The following is a 20,848-nucleotide window of genomic DNA, read 5'->3' as shown; positions in this document are numbered from 1 at the left end:
GCCTCCACCACCTACACCACCAACTCTCACCCATCAGCCCTCTCCACCACGGGCATCACGGCCCCGCGCCCATCAGCGCCCTCCGCCCGGACGACCGACCGGCGCCCATCAGCGCGACCGACCACCCACACCACTACCCCCGGCATGAGCACCCCCGCCCCCACCGCAAGCACCTTCGCCCTCGCCCCGCACACACCCGCCCTGGCCCCCGCAGGCCCCCACCCCTCCCCGCACGCCGCCCCACCCCACCGCCTCCCGTCCGAGACCCCTCGCCGCCCCGTCTCCCCGGTCGTCGTCATCGACCCGCACCCCACCGACGTCTTCACCGACCGCCTGCTGGCCGTCCTGAGCGGCCAGCGCCCCGTCCACTGGATGCTCCGACACACCGCGGGCCGCGCCTACGACGAACTGGCCCGTCTCGCCGAACGCGGCCCCCTGCGCACCCGCGGCACCCGCCCCGTCGTCCGCGACATCGGCTACTACGAACCCCGCCCCGGCGCTTTCGAGGCCTTCGCCCGCATCGGCGCGGGCGACCAGCTCCGCGCGATGGCGTTCCGCCTGGAACGGGGCCGGGACCTGCGCTGGCGCTGCACCGCGGTAGAGATGGGCGGCCCGCGCACACTCCACACGGACGACGACTGAGACAGCCGTGGCCCAGCCATGAGGCACCCCGTGCCACTGGCCCAGGGAACGCCGAAGGGCCGGGCATCACACGTGGTGACCCGGCCCTTCGAACCGCTACGGCGCCCCAGGCGCCATCCGGCCTACCTACTTCTTACGGCGACGCCCGCCACGCGACTGCTTGCGCCGCTCCGCACGCGTGAGGCCGTCGGCCTCCGAACGCACCGGCTCCTCGTCGTCGGTGAACTCACCCTCGACGATGCCGCCCTCACCGTCCACGGTGGGCGCGGAGAAGTGCAGGTCCCGCCGCTGCGGGGCGTCGAGCCCCTTGGCGCGGATCTCCGGACGCGCACCCGCCTGCGCCGGCACCGAGTCCTGCGGGGCCTTCTCCAGCGTCGGCTTGGCGTCCTCGACCGGGACCTCCTCGACCTGCTGCTCGACCTGGACCTCCAGGTTGAACAGGTAGCCGACGGACTCCTCCTTGATGCCCTCCATCATGGCGGTGAACATGTCGAAGCCCTCGCGCTGGTACTCGACCAGCGGGTCCTTCTGCGCCATCGCGCGCAGGCCGATGCCCTCCTGGAGGTAGTCCATCTCGTAGAGGTGCTCGCGCCACTTGCGGTCCAGAACCGACAGCACGACCCGGCGCTCCAGCTCACGCATGATCTCGGAGCCGAGCTGCGTCTCCCGCGCCTCGTACTGCGCGTGGATGTCGTCCTTGATGGACTCGCCAATGAACTCGGCGGTCAGCCCGGCACGATCGCCGGCCGCCTCCTCCAGCTCCTCGACGGTGACCTTCACCGGGTAGAGCTGCTTGAAGGCACCCCACAGCCGGTCCAGGTCCCACTCCTCGGCGAAGCCCTCGGCGGTCTCCGCAGTGATGTACGCGTCGATCGTGTCGTCCATGAAGTGCTGCACCTGCTCATGCAGGTCCTCGCCCTCCAGGACGCGGCGCCGCTCGCCGTAGATGACCTCGCGCTGGCGGTTGAGGACCTCGTCGTACTTCAGGACGTTCTTGCGGGTCTCGAAGTTCTGCTGCTCGACCTGCGACTGGGCGGACGCGATCGCCCGCGTGACCATCTTGTTCTCGATCGGCACGTCGTCCGGGACGTTCGCCATCGACATCACGCGCTCGACCATCTGGGCCTTGAACAGGCGCATCAGGTCGTCGCCGAGCGAGAGGTAGAAGCGGGACTCGCCGGGGTCGCCCTGTCGGCCGGAACGACCGCGCAGCTGGTTGTCGATACGGCGCGACTCGTGCCGCTCGGTACCGAGCACGTACAGGCCGCCGAGGTCCTTGACCTCCTCGAACTCAGCCTTCACCGCCTGCTCGGCCCGCTCCAGGGCGGCAGGCAGGGCGTGCGCCCACTCCTCGATGTGCTCCTCGGGGTCGAGGCCGCGCTGGCGCAGCTCCGCCTCGGCGAGGTCCTCGGGGTTGCCGCCGAGCTTAATGTCCGTACCTCGGCCGGCCATGTTCGTGGCCACCGTCACGGCGCCCTTGCGGCCGGCCTGGGCGACGATCGTCGCCTCCCGGTCGTGCTGCTTGGCGTTCAGCACTTCGTGCTGGATGCCACGCTTGCTGAGCTGCTGCGAGAGGTACTCGGACTTCTCGACCGACGTCGTACCGACGAGGATCGGCTGGCCCTTCTCGTGCTTCTCGGCGATGTCGTCGACGACCGCGTCGAACTTGGCGACCTCGGTGCGGTAGATCAGGTCCGACTGGTCCTTGCGGACCATCGGCCGGTTGGTCGGGATCGGGACAACGCCGAGCTTGTAGATCTGGTGGAACTCGGCGGCCTCGGTCATCGCCGTACCGGTCATGCCGGAGAGGCCGGGCATTTCCTTGCCGTCGTGGTCGTGGCGCTTGTAGAGGCGGAAGAAGTTCTGCAGGGTGATCGTGGCGAGCGTCTGGTTCTCGTCCTTGATGTCCACCCCTTCCTTCGCCTCGATCGCCTGGTGCATGCCCTCGTTGTAGCGGCGGCCGGCGAGGATACGGCCGGTGTGCTCGTCGACGATCATGACCTCGCCGTCGATGACGACGTAGTCCTTGTCCTTCTTGAAGAGCTCCTTGGCCTTGATGGCGTTGTTCAGGTAGCCCACCAGAGGCGTGTTCACCGACTCGTAGAGGTTGTCGATGCCCAACCAGTCCTCGACCTTGCCGACGCCGGACTCGTGGATGGCTACCGTGCGCTTCTTCTCGTCGACCTCGTAGTCGCCGGTCTCCTCGATGCCCTTGAGGGGGTTGCCGGGCTCGCCCTTCTTCAAGCGTGTGACCAGCTTGGCGAAGTCGCCGTACCACTTGGTGGCCTGGTCGGCCGGGCCGGAGATGATCAGAGGCGTCCGGGCCTCGTCGACGAGGATGGAGTCGACCTCGTCGACGATCGCGAAGTTGTGACCGCGCTGGACGAGTTCGTCCTTCGACCACGCCATGTTGTCGCGCAGGTAGTCGAAGCCGAACTCGTTGTTCGTGCCGTACGTGATGTCGCAGTTGTACTGCTCGCGGCGCTGGGCCGGCGTCATGTTGGCGAGGATGCAGCCGACGCTCAGGCCCAGGAACTTGTGGACGCGGCCCATCATCTCGGAGTCGCGCTCGGCCAGGTAGTCGTTGACCGTGATGAGGTGAACGCCGTCTCCGGAGAGGGCGTTCAGATACGCGGGCAGGGTGCCGACGAGGGTCTTGCCCTCACCGGTCTTCATCTCGGCGACATAGCCGAGGTGGAGGGCGGCGCCGCCCATCATCTGGACATCGTAGTGACGCTGTCCGAGCGCACGCTTGGCTGCCTCGCGCACGGTGGCGAACGCCTCGGGAAGCAGGTCGTCCAGGCTCTCACCATCGGCGTACCGCTGCTTGTACTCATCGGTGAGGGCACGCAGCTCGGCGTCGGAGAGGTCGACGAAGTCCTCTTCGATGGAGTTGACCTGGTCCGCGATGCGGTGCAGCTTGCGCAGGATCTTGCCTTCGCCTGCACGCATGATCTTCGAGAGGACGGACACGGGGGTTGGTCTCCTTGCCGGTCGGGCCTGGGACGGTCGGTTTCCATTTGACTTACTGAGCAACGGCCATCGTATGCGAGGACACCGCCAAGCCGGGAGGCCTGCCGGGACGACGACCGTCCGCTGTTCTCGCACACGCTTCAAAACGCCTTCAAAGGGGACAACGGCCGGGCCTCGCGGATGGTGCCGCGCCCGCCCAAACGAATTGCGCGAATTGTGATCACCCACTCACGCACCGCAAAACCATGGCGCCATCGCCGCCCCCTCCCCACAATCGTCCGATGGACCCCGTGACGCTGACCACCGCCCGCCTCGTCCTGCGCACAGTGGGCCCCCAGGACACCGACGCCGTCCACGCCGCCTGCCAGGACCCCGACATCCAGCGCTGGACGACGATTCCCTCCCCCTACCTCTACGAACACGCCGAGAGCTTCACAGAACACCTGGCCGCCGACAGCTGGGCCAACGGCTCCATGTTCACGTTCGCCGCCTTCCTCCCGGCGGGCACCCTGGTGGGCATGCTCGGCCTCACCATGCGCTCCCTGGGCACGGCGGAAGTCGGCTACTGGACGGCGAAGGAGCACCGCGGCAACGGCTACACCACCGAGGCCGTCCGCACAGCCGCCCACTGGGCGTTCACCCGGGCGTCCGTGGACCGCGTCGAGTGGCGCGCGGAGGTCGGCAACACGGCCTCCCGCACGGTGGCGGAACGGGCGGGCTTCACCATTGAGGGCACACTGCGCTCCGCGATCAACAACAAGGGTGTACGCCGGGACTGCTGGGTGGGCTCCCTGCTGCCCTCGGACCTGGGCCTGCCGTCGACGGCGCCGTATCTGCCGGCCGGTTCCTGAGACGAATCCGCAGCTCACGCGGCATTGTCAGTGCCAGCCTCTATCGTCCACCCTCATGACGACCCCGCGCCCCTCCACCGAACTCTCGGCAGCGGAAGCCCGCCGCCTCGCCCTGCGGGCCCAGGGCTTCCTCGGCATCCCCGACCGCAGGTCCGGCGTCCGCGGCATCCTCCGTCACCTCGGCGCGGTCCAGCTGGACACCATCTCGGTCCTGGCCCGCTCCCACGAGCTCATCCCGTACGCCCGCCTCGGAGCCGTGGGCCGCAAGGCGGTCGAGAACGCCTACTGGAAGACCGCACCCGTCGGCACGCTTCCGGCACGGCCTCATGCCTTCGAGTACTGGTCGCACGCCGCCTGTATCCTCCCCGCCGAGGAGTGGCCCCACTTCGCCTTCCGCCGCCGCGCCTACCGCAACCGCCCGCACTGGAACCACGAGCTGCCCGACGGCGCCTACGACCAGGTCATCAAGCAGCTCCGCGCCGAAGGCCCCCTCACCGCGACGGAGTTGGGCGGCGCGAAGAAGACCAGCGACTGGTGGGACTGGTCCGGCTCGAAGGTCGCCGTGGAACGCGCACTCATGTACGGCGAGGTGGTCTGCGTCAAACGCCGCGGCTGGAAGCGCGTCTACGACCTCGCCGAGCGCGCCATCCCGGACGACCTGCTCCATGACGAACTGGACGACACCGAGTGCCTGCGCCGCCTGGTCCGCCTGGCGGGCCAGTCCCTCGGCGTCGGCACCCGCGCGGACATCGCCGACTACCACCGCCTCAAGTCCGAACAGGTGGACGCGGTGATCGCCGATTCCGGCCTGGTCCCGGTCACGGTGGAGGGCTGGGGCAAACCGGCCTGGGCCGACCCCGCGGCCCTGCAGACGCCCCCGCGCGGGCGCCACCGCACCACCCTCCTGTCACCGTTCGACTCCCTGATCTGGGAACGGGCGCGCACAGAGCGGATCTTCGGCTTCACCCACCGCCTGGAGGCCTACGTCCCCAAGCAGAAGCGGGTGTACGGCTACTTCGCGATGCCGGTCCTGGCCGGCGGCCACCTGGTCGGCCGGGTGGACCCGGCCCGCGAGGGCCGCACCCTGGTCGCCAGGCAGGTCGCCCTGGACGGCCCGAAGGCGGTCCCGGCGGTGGCGCAGGCCCTGGTCGAGGCGGCGAGCTGGGTGGACTGCACGGACGTACGGGTGGAGCGGGTGGCCGCACCGGAACTGCGCGAGCCCCTCGTCAGGGAACTCGCCCGGTCCACAGCCTGACCCGCACAGCCGCTAGCGGATCTCGAGGATCTTCTCCCGCATCGCATACACGACGGCCTCCATCCTGGAGTGCAGCTGCAGCTTCTCCAGGATGTTGCGCACATGGTTCTTCACGGTGTTCTCAGAGATGAACAGCTCCTTGGCGATGTCCCGGTTGTTCATCCCCGTGGCGACGAGCTTGAGGACTTCCAGTTCACGGTCCGTCAGCCGCGGCGCCGGCACCAGCCGGCGTTCGTCCGTCCGCTGGATCATCGACTTGAACTCGGTGAGCAGTTTCGACGCCATGGAGGGGCTGATCTGAGACTGCCCGTCGGCCACCGCGCGAATGGCGGTGGCCACCTCGTCCGTCGAGATCTCCTTGAGGAGATAACCGGTCGCGCCCGCCTTGATCGCGTCGTAGAGGTCTGCCTCCTCGTCGCTGATCGTCAGCATGATGATCTTCGCGCTGGGCGCCACCTCCTTGATGGAGGTGCACGCCTCGATACCGCCCCGCTTGGGCATCCGTACGTCCATCAGCACGATGTCCGGCAGCAGGTCCGCGGCCTTGTCCACCGCCTCGGCGCCGTCCCCGGCCTCCCCTACGACCTGGATGTCCTCCTCCGCGGCGAGCACGATCTCCAGTCCACGGCGGAACAGAGCGTGATCGTCCACGACAAGGACTCTGATCGGCTCCTTGCGTGGAGAGCCCGCGTCCGGGCCCATGCCGACGACGCCACCGTCGGCATCCTCGTCCTGCATCGGTCCGAAGCTGTCCGCCATCGTTCCTCCCCCTGAAGGCTGTGGCTGGTCCTGTGCCATCGCCAACCCAAGGCACCGGCCCACCGGTTGGGCCGGTGCGGCCATGATTTCATGCCTGGACGACACCGCGGTGACAGTGCGGGGCGCGAAGTGGTCGCACACCGGTGCCCCTGGGGGCGCACACGCGCTCCAGGGGCACCGCCTCAACTGTCAGCCGGGTGGGTCAGCCACCCAGCATGCCGCCGGCCGCCGGCGGCTGCGCCTGGGCGATCATCGGGTCCGTGCTGAGGTGGATGACGCCGTAGTCGTAGGCGTGTCGCCGGTAGACGACACTCGGTTCCTTGGTCTCGGAGTCGATGAACAGATAGAAGTCGTGCCCGACCAGCTCCATCTCGTAGAGAGCCTGGTCGAGAGTCATGGGGGAGGCGACGTGCGTCTTCTCGCGGACGACGAGGGGGCCCTCGCCCTTCACTTCCAGCGAGCCGATCTTCTTGGTGGGAATGCTGTCCGGCTCGTCCGCCTCGAAGGCGTGGCCGTTGCCATTGAGCGTCGCCGCGCCCGGAACGTGGTCGGGGACCTCGGCCGCCGTCAGCCGGCGTGCGCCTCGGCGCGAGAAACGCTTGTCGTGCTGCTTACGCAGCCGGGCGTCCAGCTTCTCCGCCGCCAGGTCCAGCGCCGCGTACGGGTCACTCGCCGCTGCCTCCGCCCGGATCACCGGGCCGCGGGAACGGAGCGTGATCTCCACTCGGTCACAGCGGTCGGCCTGTCGGGGGTTGGGCTCCTTGGACACCTCGACGTCGAGGCTGATCACCTTGCCGTCGAGCTTCTGGATCTTCTCCAGCTTCAGCTTCTCGGCCACGTGCTTGCGGAACCGCTCGGGCACCTCGGTCTTGCGGCCCTTGACGACGATGTCCACGCAGAACTCCGTTCCCGGATCGCTCCGCTCCACTGGCGGAGCATCTCCCTTTTGCACCAGGCTCCGGTGAACCCGGAACCTCGGACTCGGTGACTTCCACCTCCTCCTCCCCCATGGGCAAGATCTCCACCCCACACCAGCGCGGGTGATTGCGCAAAACCCGCAGCACGGCATTCGGATACGAGAGGCATGGCCTGCGCCTTTCCCTCACAACCGAACATATCTCGCCCGGACGGATGTCGTCACCCTCTACTGCGGCGTACCTCCGTTCAGGTGAAAAGGCCCTCTCATTACCTGCAACGATGCAACTTCACAGTCAGTTCCGGTTTATTTCAAAGAGGCAGGCGAGGCGGCGACCACAGCCGCGCAGATCACGCCACACCCACGGCCGGAGCCCCCGCTTCCCGGCACTCCGTGCCTCCGGCCCGCCCCATCTCCCGCGAACCCGTCCCTCCGTTCCCCCACACCGTCCCGACTTCCCGCCCCCCACGCGGCCGTTCCCCCTTCACCAACCGTGTCGGCCCCTCTCCCGTACGCGTCTGTCTCGTCCACGGTCCTCCCGTACGTGTCGGCCTCCTCCGCCGCCCTCCAGCGCGTACCGGGTTCAGCCACTGCCCGGCCACGCACGCCCGGCCCAGCCACCCCGCCGTGCACGCCCAACTCACCCACCGCCCTCCCAGACGCAACCGCCTCCTCCCCCACACCCGCCCGCACCGCACGCGCCGCCTCCGCCAGCGACGCACCGGTCGTCATCAGGTCGTCGACGAGCACGATCAGCCCGTCACCCAGCAGCCGCGCGCCACCGGGCACCACCGCCAGCGCGCCGGCGAGATTCTCCATCCGCTGCCGGGAGTTGAGCCCCGACTGGTCGGCCACGGCACGCCGTTGCCGCAGCACGGCCAGCACCCGCGCCGGCGTCCCGGTCCGCCGCAACTCTCCCGCCGCCGCGAGCGCGATCCGCCGCGCCGGGTCGTGCCCCCGCGCCCGCACCGTCCCACGCCCGGACGGAACGGGAACGAGCAGCACCGGCGCACCCGCGCCCCCAAACTCGCCACGGGCCGCCGCCTGCCCGGCGTAGCCCCCGTGGGCCCCTGCCCCAGCCCCGGCGAGCCCCACCACGGACGCCCCGGAAGCCCGCCCCCACAAAGCCACGGGCATGGCACCGCCGCCCGGCACCCCAGCCTCCTCCTGGAGCCGCCCAGCCCGCGGCACGGCCCCGTCGGCCCGTGCAGACGTCTCCTGGAGCCCCGCCCGCACCGCTCCCGCCAGCGCGACACCGAGCGGCGCCGCGAGTGCCAGCACGCCCCGTTCCTTGTGGGCCAGCAGCGCGGCCCGCACCTCGTCCCCGTACCGAGCTGCCGCGTGCACGACCGGCAGCCCGGGCGGCTCCGGCACCGGTCGCACCCGGCGCGGTGCGGCCCCACTCAGGACGGCACAGCACTCCGAACACAGCACCGTGCGAGGCCTCCCGCAGCCTCCGCACTCGGCCGGCAGCACCAGATCGGTGAGGTCCTGCCACCACCCCCGCATGGCCACCACTGTGCCCATGCCCGAGCCGCCCGGCCACCCCTGTGGAAAACCCCGCTGTGGAAAACTTCGGTCCCCGCCGAGAACGCCCACCTCAGTCAGGGAATCTCTCAACGAGCACCGGAATGCGGACCAGCAGGCCAGGCCTTTCCGCACATGAGCGATTGCCTCGACCAGCCGGCCGGAAACGGAAGCGGCCGCCCCGCCGGAGTTTCACCTCCGGCCGGAAGCGGCCGCCCTCGTCAATCGCCCGGTCGGGTCAGCCCGGATAAACCGGCGCTGTCCCGTCGGTCACCACCTTCTTCCACTGCGTCCCGGCCGGCAGCCGCACGATCCCGTCCTCGGAGTACGCGACCAGCGGCATCCGGTCGTCCTCCGCCGCGGCGATCTCCTTCACGCCGGTCAGCGCGGCGGGCGCCGGCGCCTCCGGAGTGGAGCCGTCGACCTGGACGTACCGGATCGTCTGGACACCGCCCTGCTCGCGCCCGACCACCACGAGCCGGCTGTCACCGGCCCACGACATGGCGGAGACCTCCTCCAGCACCGGTGTCGCGGAACGCAGTGCGAGAACCGAGACGGTGGGTCGCCCGCCCGCCTTCCCCTCCCGCTCGATACGCCCGATGAGCAGGGCCGACTTGTCGTCCTGCTCGACCACGAGCGCGATCCGCACACCATCGGCGGCCACCCGGACGGACTTGATACGCCCGTCCAGACCCGCCGGGGTCTTCACCTCCAGCGGTTCGCCCGCACCCTTCTCCAGTACGAGCAGCCGGGGGTTCTCGGGGTCGCGGTCGGCCACCCACAGGTCGCCCTGGGCGTCCCAGCTGGGCGTCGACAGCCGTTCCTGCGCCGTCTTGCCCACGCTGCGCAGGACGGGGTCCCCGAGCGAACCGCCCGACGCCAGCGACCCGACGTAGAGCGCCTTGCCGTCGATGCCGACGCCGGCCGCCATGTCCTCGTCGCGTGACACGGCCACCGACTGCAGATCCGTGTTGCCTTCGCCGAGCGGCCCAGGCACGGGATCGGGGGCCCGGTCGCCGGTGGCGGCCGCTATCCGTACGAGTCGGTGCTCGGAGTCGACGAAGTACAGGTACTCGGCGGGTTCGGCCGAGCCGCGCCTGGCGACTCCCTCGGCCCCGACCTCGGTGAGCGAACACAGCTGCCTCCCCCCCGCCTGCAAGTCGACCTCGTCCACCGCGGGACTGAAGTTCTGCAGGGTGAACAGGAGCTGGGCCGCCATCTCGTTGCACTTGGCCGCGCTGATTCGGGCGGCCTTGTCGTTCAACGGCACGGTCAGCCTGTTCTGGTCGTCCGGCGTCAGCGCGGAGACGTCCTTCTTCAGCGCCGTACCCGTCGGGAAGCTCGACCTGGCCACGTGCCGGAGCCAGCTGGTGGGCCCGCTGACGAGCGAGCGCACCATGTGCGTCATGGGGTCCACGCTCCGGCGCACGTAGACGGGATCGGCGACCGCCGCCGTCGCCGGGCTCGTCCCGGCCACGGTGTTGGAGGCGAAGTAGTACTTGTCGACGGACATGTAGTTGCGCTGGAAGTCCGACCTGCCCACGACCACGCCCCGCGGCGGCACGTCGATCCGCCACTGCTCGGACTTCTTGTCCCGCGTGAGGTGCAGGGACTCGGCGTAGTTCCCTTCGGCCGGCGAGTACGCGCCCTGCGCGTCCACCGTGGCGACCTTGGCGCCGGTCAGCGTGTACGAGAAGTCCCCGGAGTCGTCCACGCCGGCTGCGACGTCGACCCGCATGCTCGGTCCGTCGGCGAGCACGGTCGTGGACCGCTCCGGCTGCCAGTTCCGCGAGGCTTCCGCGGTCAGATACTTGCGCGCCGTCTCATAGTCCGGATCGTCGCTGGTCAGGGCCTCCAGGAAGCCCTGTACGATCTCCGACTGCTGGGCGCCCTCACGTGGTGGCATGGCGAAGACCCGTACCTGCGTGTCCTGGCGCGGTGTGGACTCGACGCCGCGCAGGTCACCGCTGTCGGGCATCGAGGCGCACCCCGTCAGCAGTACGGCTCCACAGGCGGCGTACGCCACCGCGCGCACCGGACGGCGCCGGGCGCCCCCCTCGCGGTCAGCGCCCACGTGATGCCTCCCCTTGTCTGCTCGAATCCTCTTGTCTGCTCGAATCCTCGCTCCGCCCGGCGTCCTCGTCCGCGGCCGACGGGTCGTCCTGTCGCCGCGCGCCCGACGCGGGCCGGGGCACCACACGCGCGCCGTTGCCGGGCAGCGCCGTCGGATCGGCGGTGGGCGCCACGGCGGCCGGCCGCGGGACGATCGGATCCCGCGACGGCATCTGGTCGCCCGTGGCCTGCGCGGGCACCGTCGCGGCCCTCTCGCCACCGCCGCGTGTCAGACCGGCGTCGTTGAGGCCGCGATTACGCCGGGAGTCCTTCGGTTCCAGCGGTATCGGCGAGCCCCGCAGCGGCTCGTCCGCGGTCCGCGGCAGCGTCAGCCGGAACTGCGAACCTCCGCCCGGCTCGCCCCACGCCTGCAGCCAGCCGCCGTGCAGCCGCGCGTCCTCCAGGGCGATCGACAGGCCGAGGCCCGTACCGCCGGTGGTACGCGCGCGTGCGGGGTCAGCCCGCCAGAAGCGGCTGAAGACCCGCGTCGCCTCGCCGGGCTTGAGCCCGACGCCGTAGTCGCGCACCGCGACCGCGACCGCCCCGCCCGCCGCGGCGAGCTTGACGACGACGTCCCTGCCCTCGCCGTGCTCGACGGCGTTGACGACGAGATTGCGCAGCACCCGCTCCACGCGCCGGGCGTCCACCTCGGCCACGATGGGCTGCTGGTCACCCACGACACGAATCTGCGTGCCCTTGCGCTCGGCCAGCGGTTCGGCCCCGCTGACGACCCGCCGCACGACCTCACGCAGGTCTATCGGCTCGGCCTCCAGGGCCGCCGCCCCCGCGTCGAAGCGGCTGATCTCCAGCAGATCCGCGAGCAGCGTCTCGAACCGGTCCAGCTGGTCGGCGAGCAGCTCGGCCGACCGGGCGGTCACCGGATCGAAGTCCACGCGCGCGTCATGGATGACATCGGCCGCCATCCGTACGGTCGTCAGCGGCGTCCGCAGCTCGTGCGACACGTCGGACACGAACCGCCGCTGCATCCGCGACAGGTCCTCCAGCTGCTGGATCTTCAGCTGCAGGTTCTGCGCCATCTTGTTGAAGGCCTCACCGAGCCGCGCGATGTCGTCCTCACCGGTGACCTTCATACGCTCCTGCAGCCGCCCGGCGGACAGCCGCTCGGCGATCCCGGCCGCCATCCGCACGGGCGTGACGACCTGACGCACCACCAGCCAGGCGATGGCTCCGAGGAGTACGACGACGAAGAGCCCGGCGGTCGCCAGCGTGCCTTTGACCAGGCTGAGCGACTTCTCCTCCTGAGTGAGCGGGAAGAGGTAGTACAGCTGGTACGGGTCGCGGTTGGGGTCGTTGACCTGCTTGCCGATGACCAGGGCCGGCTGGGACTCCTTGCCGGCGTAGTAGACGATGCGGGTGTAGCTCTGGGCCGCCGTCGTGCTCTCGTCGACCCGGTCGCGCAGGTTCTCGGGGACACTCGCCGTCGGATCCACACGACCGGAGGCACGCGGCCCGCGGCCGCCGGTGTCGCCCCCCGTGTCAGACGTCGGGAGCGTCACCACGTCGAAGGCGCCCTGGCCGCCACTGGAGAGCGAGGTGACGAGGTTGCTCATCCACTCGATGACGTTCTGCGGGGAGCGGCCGTCCGCCGAGGTGGCGTCCTCACCGGTCCCGCTCGCCGCCTCGTCGGCCCGCTGCTTGGCCACCGCGAACCCGCCGGTGGCCTGGCTCTGCGAGGCCTTCACCTTGGCGTCCAGCAGGCCGTTGCGCACCTGCCCGATGACGACGAAACCGAGCAGCAGGACAACACCCAGCGACATCAGCAGCGTCGTGACGACGACCTTGAGCTGGATGTTGCGCCGCCACAACCGCATGACGGGCAGCAGCGGCCGGCGCACCCAGCGCATGAACAGACGCAGCACCGGGCTGCCCTGCACTCCGCCCTGCAGCAGCCCGCCCTCGAGGAACCGCCCCCAGCGGGAGCCCGCCGTCTTCCGGCCGACAGGCCGCCCCGCGCGGGTCCCGTACCGGCCGGGCACCGAAGCGGCACTGTCTCCGGACATGTCAGCTCGGCCCTGCCTTGTACCCGACGCCACGAACGGTCACCACGATCTCCGGCCGCTCCGGGTCCTTCTCGACCTTGGACCGAAGCCGCTGCACATGAACATTGACCAGCCGGGTGTCGGCGGCGTGCCGGTAACCCCACACCTGCTCGAGCAGCACCTCACGCGTGAACACCTGCCACGGCTTCCGCGCCAGCGCGACCAGCAGATCGAACTCCAGCGGCGTCAGCGCGATCGACTGCCCGTCCCGCTTCACCGAATGGCCGGCCACATCGATGACCAGGTCACCGATGGCGAGCTGCTCGGGCGCCGGCTCCTCGGACCTCCTGAGCCGCGCCCGGATCCGGGCGACCAGCTCCTTCGGCTTGAACGGCTTCACGATGTAGTCGTCGGCGCCCGACTCCAGTCCCACCACGACATCGACGGTGTCGCTCTTCGCCGTGAGCATCACGATCGGCACCCCGGACTCCGCCCTGATCAGACGGCACACCTCGATACCGTCCCGCCCGGGCAGCATCAGGTCCAGCAGCACCAGATCGGGCTTGGTCTCACGGAAAGCAGCCAGCGCCTTGTCGCCGTCGGCTACGAAAGACGGCTCAAAACCTTCACCACGCAGCACAATCCCGAGCATCTCGGCCAGTGCGGTGTCGTCGTCGACGACAAGGACTCGTCCCTTCATAAACGACATCATCCCATTCTCGTAACAGTCGCAGGCATGCTGGTGGGGAAGGTCACTGGCCTGTGACGATAGTCGTACGCGACCGTCACTGTCTGCCCATGCCGATGTCAGCAACGGATGTCAGGCGTGGCACCCTCAGCCGATCGTCGCCTGACGGGCCCTGGCACACAGCTCGGCAAGCGCCTCCGCCGTCACGGGCGACACAGCGCCCTCTTCCGTGACGATCGCGGTCACCAGCTCGGGCGGCGTCACATCGAACGCCGGGTTGTACGCCTGGGTCCCCAGGGGGGCCACCGGTATCCCGCCGCCCGTTTCCCCTCCCGCGACCGGCACCTGCGGCGCTGTGAGCTCGGTCACCTCATGTCCGGGGCGCTGCTCGACCTCGATGGACGCCCCGTCCGGCGTGTCCGGATCCACCGTGGTCACCGGCGCCACCACGATGAACGGCACATGGTGGTACCGCGCGAGCACCGCCAGCGGATAACTCCCCACCTTGTTCGCCACCGAGCCGTCGGCCGCGATGCGATCCGCCCCGATCAGCACCGCGTCCACCTCCCCGGCTGCGAACAGCGAACCCGCCGCGTTGTCCGTCAGCAAGGTGTACGCCATACCGCTACGCGCCGCCTCGTACGCCGTCAGGCGCGCCCCTTGCAGCAGCGGGCGCGTCTCGTCCACCCACAGCCGCCGCAGCCGCCCGACCCGGTGCGCCGCGAGCGCCACCGCGAACGCCGTGCCCTCCCCGCCCGACACCAGCGCCCCGGTGTTGCAGTGGGTGAGGATCCGGTGCCCGCCGCCGGGCAGCAGCTCGTCCAGCAGCGCCAGCCCGCGCTCGGCCATCCGGGCGCTGGCCTCGGCGTCCTCCTTGTGCAGCGCCCGCGCCGCAGTCAGCGCCGCGGCGGCGGCCTGCTCGGGATCACCGCTGCGGGCCAGCTCGGCCCGGTGCGCGGCCTGGGCCCTGCGCACACCGACGGCGAGGTTCACCGCGGTGGGCCGGGCACCCGCCAGCGCGTCCGCGGCATCGTCCACGTCGAAGCCGCGGACGGCGGCGAGCGCGACGCCGTACGCCCCCGCGATGCCGAGCAGCGGCGCCCCGCGCACGGCAAGCGACCGGACCGCCTCCACCAGGGCGGGTGCGTCCGTGCAGACCAGTTCGACCTCCTCGGCCGGCAGCCTCGTCTGGTCGAGAAGGACCAGTACGGGGCCTTCGGGTGGCTCCTCCCAACGGATCACCGGTATCTCGGTCTGCTTGCTGTCCTCGCCGGATTGCGCGTACTGATCAGCCATGCGGTCAGTCTGCCCCTTATCCGGCGGACAATTGAAGGTGTCCAGCCCATACCGCGGCCGGTCCCCGGACGACCACCCCATGGCACGATGGCTGCCAACCTGCCACCGCGACCGCGGACGGGCACCGTGAAGGAGCGACGATGAAAGACACTCCGGGCTGGGCCTCGCCCGGATCCGCCCCGTCCGACGGGCAGGAGCCCGGCGCGTCCGGCCCTGCCGAGCCCGCCGACCGCCCCGGCCCCACGCACCCCGCGGAACACCCGGGACCGGACCCACAGGATCCCAACTCGAAGTGGTCCAAGGAGCAGCCGCCCCCCGGCCAGTGGTCCGCGCCCACAGGCCCGCAGAACCCCGGCCAGACTCCGCCACCCCCACCGCCCGGCCCTGGCTGGGGCAGCCTGCCCCCCGGCGGCCCCGGAGCTCCCGGCGGGTACGGCGGCGGCCCCGGAGGCTACGGCCCGCCCGGCGGACACGGCGCCTGGGGAGGCGGCTGGGGCGGTCCCCCGCCCGCGGCCAAGCCCGGCGTGATCCCGCTCCGCCCGCTCGGCGTCGGCGAGATCCTCGACGGCGCGGTCTCCACCATGCGCACCTACTGGCGCACGGTCCTGGGCATCTCGCTGACCGTCGCGGTCCTCACGGAAATCGTCGTCGTCCTGCTCCAGGGCTTCGTCCTGAACGACCGCACCAGCACCGAGTCCCTCGAGGACCCGAGCGCCACCCTCAGCGAACTGAGCCGCGCCATGGGCGACGCCATGCTCAGCTCCGGTGTCATCTTCCTGATCTCCCTGGTCGGCACGGTCGCGGCGACCGCCCTGCTCACAATGGTCACCAGCCGCGCGGTGCTCGGCAGGCCGGTAACCACCGGCGAGGCCTGGCGCGACGCCCGCCCGCAGATGATGCGGTTGTTCGGCCTGATCTGCCTGCTGCTGGTCATTGCCGTCGGCATCATGTTCGTGGGCGCGCTGCCCGGCATCCTCATGGGCATCTCCGGCTCCGCCGGGGCGGGCGTCGCGCTCAGCGTCCTGGGCATCCTCGGCGCGGGCGTCGTCACACTGTGGCTGATGATCCGCTTCTCCCTCGCCTCGCCCGCACTGATGCTGGAGAAGCAGGGCATCACCAAGTCGATGAGCCGCTCTGCCAAGCTGGTCCGCGGCTCCTGGTGGCGGGTCTTCGGCATTCAGCTGCTCGCCACGGTCATCGCGAGCATCGTCGCGGCGATTATCGTCATCCCGTTCACCTTCCTCGCCGCCGCACTCGGCGCCGACGGCATCACCGGCTTCCTCAACAGCGGCGGCACCGACATCGGCTGGACGTTCCTCATCGTCGGCGGAATCGGGTCGGTGATCGGCTCCATGATCACCTTCCCGATCACGGCCGGCGTCACCGTCCTGCTCTACATCGACCTGCGCATCCGCCGAGAGGCCCTCGACCTCGACCTGGCCCGCGCGGCCGGTGTCCAGGGCTACGGCACCAACACCCCGGGGAGCTGAATCGGTGAGCCTTGCGGGGGGAGTTCTCACAACGCTGCCGGACGCGGCCGCACGCGCCTTGCTGCGTGCCGACGACGAACCTCCGGTGACCATCCCGCGTGACCCCGCCCGGGAAGCGGCCGAGCGCGAGCTGTCCAAGCGCATGTACCACGAGAACGACCCCAGCTGGATCCAGCGCGCCCTGGACGCCTTCTGGGACTGGGTCGGGGAACTGTTCACCAGCGCCTCGACCATGGCCCCCGGAGGGACACTCGGCCTGGTCATCGTCATCCTGGCCGTCGTCGCGATCCTGGGCGCCCTGTGGTGGCGCCTCGGCACCCCCCGCCGCCAACCCACCTCCTCCGCGGCCCTGTTCGACGACCGGCCCCGCAGCGCCGCCGAACACCGCGCGGCCGCCGAGGCACACGCTGCCCAGGGCCACTGGAACCAGGCCGTCCAGGAGCGCATGCGCGCCATCGTCCGCTCCCTCGAGGAACGCGCCCTCCTCGACATCCGCCCCGGCCGCACCGCCGACGAGGCGGCCGCCGAAGCCGGCCGCGCACTTCCCTCCCGCACGGACCGGCTGCGTGCCGCCGCCCGGGACTTCGACGACGTGACGTACGGCGGACGGGCGGCGACCGAGCAGTCGTACCACCGCATCGCGGAACTCGACCGCGACCTGGAGCGCACCAAGCCAGTGCTCGCCGACAGCAATGCCCACAGCGCGGCCCACAACGCCCACCAGGGAGCCGCCGAATGACCACCGAGGCCACGCTCCCGTCCACCTCGGCCTCGCCCACCGCACGCCAGCTGTGGACCCGCGCGCGAGGCGTCGCGATCGCCCTCGTGCTCCTCCTGGTGGCGGCCGTGGCGATCGCCGCGATCCGCTCCGACGCCCGGCACGGCAGCCTCGACCCGCGCTCCGCCGACCCCTACGGCAGCCGAGCCGTAGCCGAACTCCTCGCCGACCGCGGCGTCTCCACACGCGTGGTGACCACCCTGGACGAGGCGCGCAGCGCGACCAACCCCGACACCACCCTCCTGGTCGCCGCCCCCGACCTGCTGACGCCTCGTCAGCAGACTCAGCTGCACAGCGCGACCACCTCCTCCGGAGGCCGCACCATCCTCGTGGCCGCCGGAAGCTCGTCCATCGAAAGGCTCGCCCCCGGGGTCACCGCGGACCCCGCCACCAGCCTCGACTCGACGCTCCTGCCCGACTGCGACCTGCCCGCGGCCGAGCGCGCGGGCGCCGCCGAGGTGGGCGGCATCCGCTACACCACGACCCACCTCGAAGCCGACAAGTGCTACCCCAGCGAGCGCCTGGCCACCCTGCTGCGCGTCCCGGAACCGACCGGGGCCGGCGACACCGTCGTACTCGGCTCGCCCGACATCCTCTACAACGACCGCCTCGCCGAACAGGGCAACGCCTCGCTCGCCCTCCAACTCCTCGGCTCCCGTACCCACTTGGTCTGGTACCTCCCCTCACTCTCCGACCTGTCGGCCACCGACACCGACGACGAACGCGGCCTCTTCGACCTGCTCCCCTCGGGCTGGCTCTGGGGCACCCTGCAGCTCTTCATCGCCGCAGGCCTTGCCGCCCTCTGGCGGGCACGCCGACTCGGCCCCCTCGTGCCCGAAAAGCTCCCCGTGGCGATCCGCGCCTCCGAAACCGTCGAAGGCCGCGCCCGCCTCTACCGCAAGGCCAACGCGCGCGACCGCGCGGCCAACGCCCTGCGCTCCACCACCCGCACCCGACTCGCCCCCCTCGTAGGCATCCCCGTCGCCCAGGCGCACGCGCCCGAGGCCCTGCTCCCCGCGCTCTCCGCCCATCTCCACAACCACGGAGACGGACAGAGCCTGCACTCCCTCCTCTTCGGCCCGCCGCCCCGCGACGACGCGGCCCTCATCTCCCTCGCCGACCAACTCGACGCCCTCGAAAGAGAGGTACGCCGTCCATGATGGACCCGACCACTGACAACGCCGGGAGCACCGGGGATCCGGGCACCGCCCGCGCCTCCCTGGAGGCCCTGCGCGCCGAGATCGCCAAAGCCGTGGTCGGCCAGGACCCCGCCGTGACCGGCCTCGTCGTCGCCCTCCTCTGCCGCGGACACGTTCTCCTAGAAGGAGTCCCTGGAGTCGCCAAAACGTTGCTCGTCCGCGCGCTCGCATCCGCACTCGAACTCGACACCAAGCGCGTCCAGTTCACCCCCGACCTGATGCCGAGCGACGTCACGGGCTCCCTCGTCTACGACACCCGCAGCGCCGAGTTCTCCTTCCAGCCCGGCCCGGTCTTCACCAACCTCCTCCTCGCCGACGAGATCAACCGCACACCCCCGAAGACCCAGTCGTCCCTCCTGGAAGCCATGGAGGAACGCCAGGTCACGGTCGACGGCACCCCTCGCCCGCTCCCCGACCCGTTCCTGGTCGCCGCGACCCAGAACCCGGTCGAGTACGAGGGCACGTACCCTCTCCCCGAAGCCCAGCTGGACCGTTTCCTCCTCAAGCTGACGATCCCGCTGCCCTCCCGCCAGGACGAGATCGACGTCCTCACCCGCCACGCCGAGGGTTTCAACCCGCGAGACCTGCGCGCCGCCGGCGTACGCCACGTGGCGGGCCCGGCCGATCTCGAAGCGGCCCGCGCGGCGGTGGCCAAGACGACCGTCTCCCCGGAGATCACCGCGTACGTGGTCGACATCTGCCGCGCGACCCGCGAGTCGCCCTCACTCACCCTCGGCGTCTCCCCCCGCGGTGCGACGGCCCTCCTGGCTACAGCCCGCGCCTGGGCATGGCTGACGGGCCGCGACTACGTCATCCCCGACGACGTGAAGGCCCTGGCCCTCCCCACCCTCCGCCACCGCGTGCAACTCCGCCCGGAGGCCGAGATGGAAGGCGTGACGGCCGACTCCGTCATCAACGCGATCCTGACCCACGTCCCCGTTCCCCGCTGATGGCACTCACCGGACGCGCCGCCCTCATCGCGGCCCTGGGCTCCGTCCCCGTCGGCATCTGGGAACCCAGCTGGACGGGCATCCTCGCGATCAACGCCCCCCTGGCAGTGGCCTGCGCCTGCGACTTCGCCCTGGCAGCACCCGTACGACGCCTGGGCCTGACCCGCTCCGGCGACACCTCTGTACGCCTGGGCGAGACCGCCGACGTCACGCTCACGGTCACCAACCCGTCCAGCCGCCCGCTCCGGGCCCGGCTCCGCGACGCCTGGCCGCCCAGCAGCTGGGAGCCCGGCACGGAATTCGTGGCCTCCCGCCACCGCCTGACGGTGCCGGCAGGCGAACGCCGCCGCGTCACGACCCGCCTACGCCCCACTCGCCGCGGCGACCGCCAGGCCGACCGCGTGACGATCCGCTCATACGGCCCGCTCGGCCTCTTCACCCGCCAGGGCACCCACAAGGTCCCTTGGACGGTACGGGTCCTCCCCCCCTTCACCAGCCGCAAGCACCTCCCTTCGAAACTCGCCCGCCTGCGCGAACTCGATGGCCGCACCAGCGTCCTCACCCGAGGCGAGGGCACAGAATTCGACAGTCTGCGCGAATACGTTCCCGGCGACGACACCCGCTCCATCGACTGGCGCGCTACGGCCCGACAGTCCACGGTCGCGGTACGCACCTGGCGCCCCGAACGCGACCGCCACATCCTCCTGGTCCTGGACGCCGGCCGCACCTCGGCCGGCCGAGTGGGCGACGCCCCACGCCTCGACGCCTCCATGGACGCGGCACTACTCCTGGCGGCACTGGCCTCCCGCGCCGGCGACCGAGTGGACCTGCTCGCATACGACCGCCGAGTCCGCGCCCTGGTCCAGGGCCGCACAGCAGGCGACGTCCTCCCGTCCCTGGTCAACGCGTTGGCCACGCTGGAACCCGAACTGGTCGAGACCAACGCCCGAGGTCTTACGGCCACTGCGCTCAGGACAGCCCCCCGCCACTCCCTGATCGTCCTGCTCACCAGTCTCGACGCGGCCCCCATCGAGGAGGGCCTGCTTCCCGTTCTCCCCCAGCTCACCCAGCGCCACACCATCCTGCTGGCGTCGGTCGCGGACCCCCACATCGCCCGCATGGCGACATCACGCGGCAACACGGAGTCCGTCTACGAGGCCGCGGCCGCAGCCCAGGCCCAGAGCGAACGCCATCGCACAGCAGAACAACTCCGCCGTCACGGCGTCACCGTCGTCGATGCAACGCCGGACGAGCTGGCGCCGGCGCTGGCAGATGCGTATCTGGCTCTCAAAACAGCGGGACGCCTGTAACGGGACGGGACGCCTGTAATAAGAAAGGGGCTCTCCTCGAGAGCTCTGAAACGCAGAAAACCCCCGGCCGGTATCCCCGGCCGGGGGTTTTCTTCAAAATTT

General features: G+C 70.6%; 15 protein-coding genes and 1 pseudogene. 8 read left to right on the top strand and 8 right to left on the bottom strand.

The genetic code is table 11. The features are described from left to right. The first annotated feature begins 144 nt into the window (after positions 1-144). Positions 145-642, top strand: coding sequence for an Rv3235 family protein (locus AQJ91_RS24930; RefSeq protein WP_407696910.1), 498 nt, complete (start codon positions 145-147; stop codon positions 640-642). A 126-nt stretch (positions 643-768) separates the two neighbouring features. Here the strand turns inward: AQJ91_RS24930 and secA are convergent, their stop codons facing one another. Next, a complete protein-coding gene (gene secA, locus AQJ91_RS24925; protein WP_067025913.1) occupies positions 769-3,615 on the bottom strand; it encodes a preprotein translocase subunit SecA in 2,847 nt (948 codons plus the stop codon). Positions 3,616-3,896: 281 nt separating this feature from the next. Between secA and AQJ91_RS24920 the strand changes: the two genes are divergently transcribed. Together AQJ91_RS24920 and AQJ91_RS24915 are read left to right on the top strand one after the other, a co-directional pair. Further along, the gene (locus AQJ91_RS24920) at positions 3,897-4,466 is read left to right on the top strand and encodes a GNAT family N-acetyltransferase (protein WP_067025911.1); all 570 of its coding nucleotides are present in this window, start codon (positions 3,897-3,899) and stop codon (positions 4,464-4,466) included. Between the two features lie 55 nt (positions 4,467-4,521). Then, positions 4,522-5,721, top strand: a complete 1,200-nt coding sequence (locus AQJ91_RS24915; RefSeq protein ID WP_067025909.1) for a winged helix-turn-helix domain-containing protein — start codon at positions 4,522-4,524, stop codon at positions 5,719-5,721. A gap of 12 nt (positions 5,722-5,733) precedes the next feature. Here the strand turns inward: AQJ91_RS24915 and AQJ91_RS24910 are convergent, their stop codons facing one another. The 7 genes and pseudogenes from AQJ91_RS24910 to mtnA all read right to left on the bottom strand — a co-directional run bounded on the left by AQJ91_RS24910 (position 5,734) and on the right by mtnA (position 15,019). Further along, a complete protein-coding gene (locus AQJ91_RS24910; protein ID WP_067025907.1) occupies positions 5,734-6,480 on the bottom strand; it encodes a response regulator in 747 nt (248 codons plus the stop codon). A 202-nt stretch (positions 6,481-6,682) separates the two neighbouring features. Beyond that, positions 6,683-7,375 (bottom strand): ribosome hibernation-promoting factor, HPF/YfiA family, encoded by a 693-nt coding sequence (gene hpf, locus AQJ91_RS24905; protein ID WP_234382901.1) that lies wholly within the window; start codon positions 7,373-7,375, stop codon positions 6,683-6,685. A 627-nt stretch (positions 7,376-8,002) separates the two neighbouring features. Continuing rightward, positions 8,003-8,923, bottom strand: a pseudogene (locus AQJ91_RS52310) (ComF family protein); the annotation flags it as partial. A 238-nt stretch (positions 8,924-9,161) separates the two neighbouring features. Beyond that, entirely contained in the window at positions 9,162-10,997 is a 1,836-nt protein-coding gene (locus AQJ91_RS24890; RefSeq protein ID WP_067025903.1) for an LpqB family beta-propeller domain-containing protein, read from the bottom strand. Continuing rightward, positions 10,987-13,056, bottom strand: a complete 2,070-nt coding sequence (gene mtrB, locus AQJ91_RS24885; RefSeq protein WP_067025901.1) for an MtrAB system histidine kinase MtrB — start codon at positions 13,054-13,056, stop codon at positions 10,987-10,989. The genes AQJ91_RS24890 and mtrB overlap by 11 nt, the downstream gene beginning before the upstream one ends. A 1-nt stretch (position 13,057) precedes the next feature. Further along, complete coding sequence (gene mtrA, locus AQJ91_RS24880; RefSeq protein ID WP_015659998.1) at positions 13,058-13,747, bottom strand: two-component system response regulator MtrA; 690 nt, start codon at positions 13,745-13,747, stop codon at positions 13,058-13,060. Between the two features lie 123 nt (positions 13,748-13,870). Further along, entirely contained in the window at positions 13,871-15,019 is a 1,149-nt protein-coding gene (mtnA, locus tag AQJ91_RS24875) for an S-methyl-5-thioribose-1-phosphate isomerase (RefSeq protein WP_067025899.1), read from the bottom strand. A gap of 140 nt (positions 15,020-15,159) precedes the next feature. On the opposite strand from mtnA, the gene AQJ91_RS24870 reads away from it, so the two are divergent. From AQJ91_RS24870 to AQJ91_RS24850, 5 genes are read left to right on the top strand one after another with little or no spacing between them, the layout of a single operon-like run. Next, positions 15,160-16,509 (top strand): DUF7847 domain-containing protein, encoded by a 1,350-nt coding sequence (locus AQJ91_RS24870; RefSeq protein ID WP_067025897.1) that lies wholly within the window; start codon positions 15,160-15,162, stop codon positions 16,507-16,509. A gap of 4 nt (positions 16,510-16,513) precedes the next feature. Next, positions 16,514-17,248, top strand: coding sequence for a DUF4129 domain-containing protein (locus AQJ91_RS24865; RefSeq protein WP_067025895.1), 735 nt, complete (start codon positions 16,514-16,516; stop codon positions 17,246-17,248). After that, on the top strand, positions 17,245-18,447 hold the full coding sequence (locus tag AQJ91_RS24860) for a DUF4350 domain-containing protein (RefSeq protein WP_067025893.1): 1,203 nt from the start codon (positions 17,245-17,247) through the stop codon (positions 18,445-18,447). The genes AQJ91_RS24865 and AQJ91_RS24860 overlap by 4 nt, the downstream gene beginning before the upstream one ends. After that, on the top strand, positions 18,447-19,436 hold the full coding sequence (locus tag AQJ91_RS24855) for an AAA family ATPase (RefSeq protein ID WP_107122519.1): 990 nt from the start codon (positions 18,447-18,449) through the stop codon (positions 19,434-19,436). Before AQJ91_RS24860 ends, AQJ91_RS24855 begins: the two co-directional genes overlap by 1 nt. Further along, positions 19,436-20,746: a DUF58 domain-containing protein gene (locus AQJ91_RS24850; protein ID WP_067025889.1), complete on the top strand. Its 1,311-nt coding sequence runs from the start codon at positions 19,436-19,438 to the stop codon at positions 20,744-20,746. The genes AQJ91_RS24855 and AQJ91_RS24850 overlap by 1 nt, the downstream gene beginning before the upstream one ends. The last annotated feature ends 102 nt before the right edge of the window (positions 20,747-20,848 follow it).

Source organism: Streptomyces dysideae, from assembly GCF_001514305.1.
Classification (GTDB): domain Bacteria; phylum Actinomycetota; class Actinomycetes; order Streptomycetales; family Streptomycetaceae; genus Streptomyces; species Streptomyces dysideae.
The sequence above is the reverse complement of the archived record's forward strand: the minus strand, read 5'-3'. Positions and strand labels throughout refer to the sequence as shown.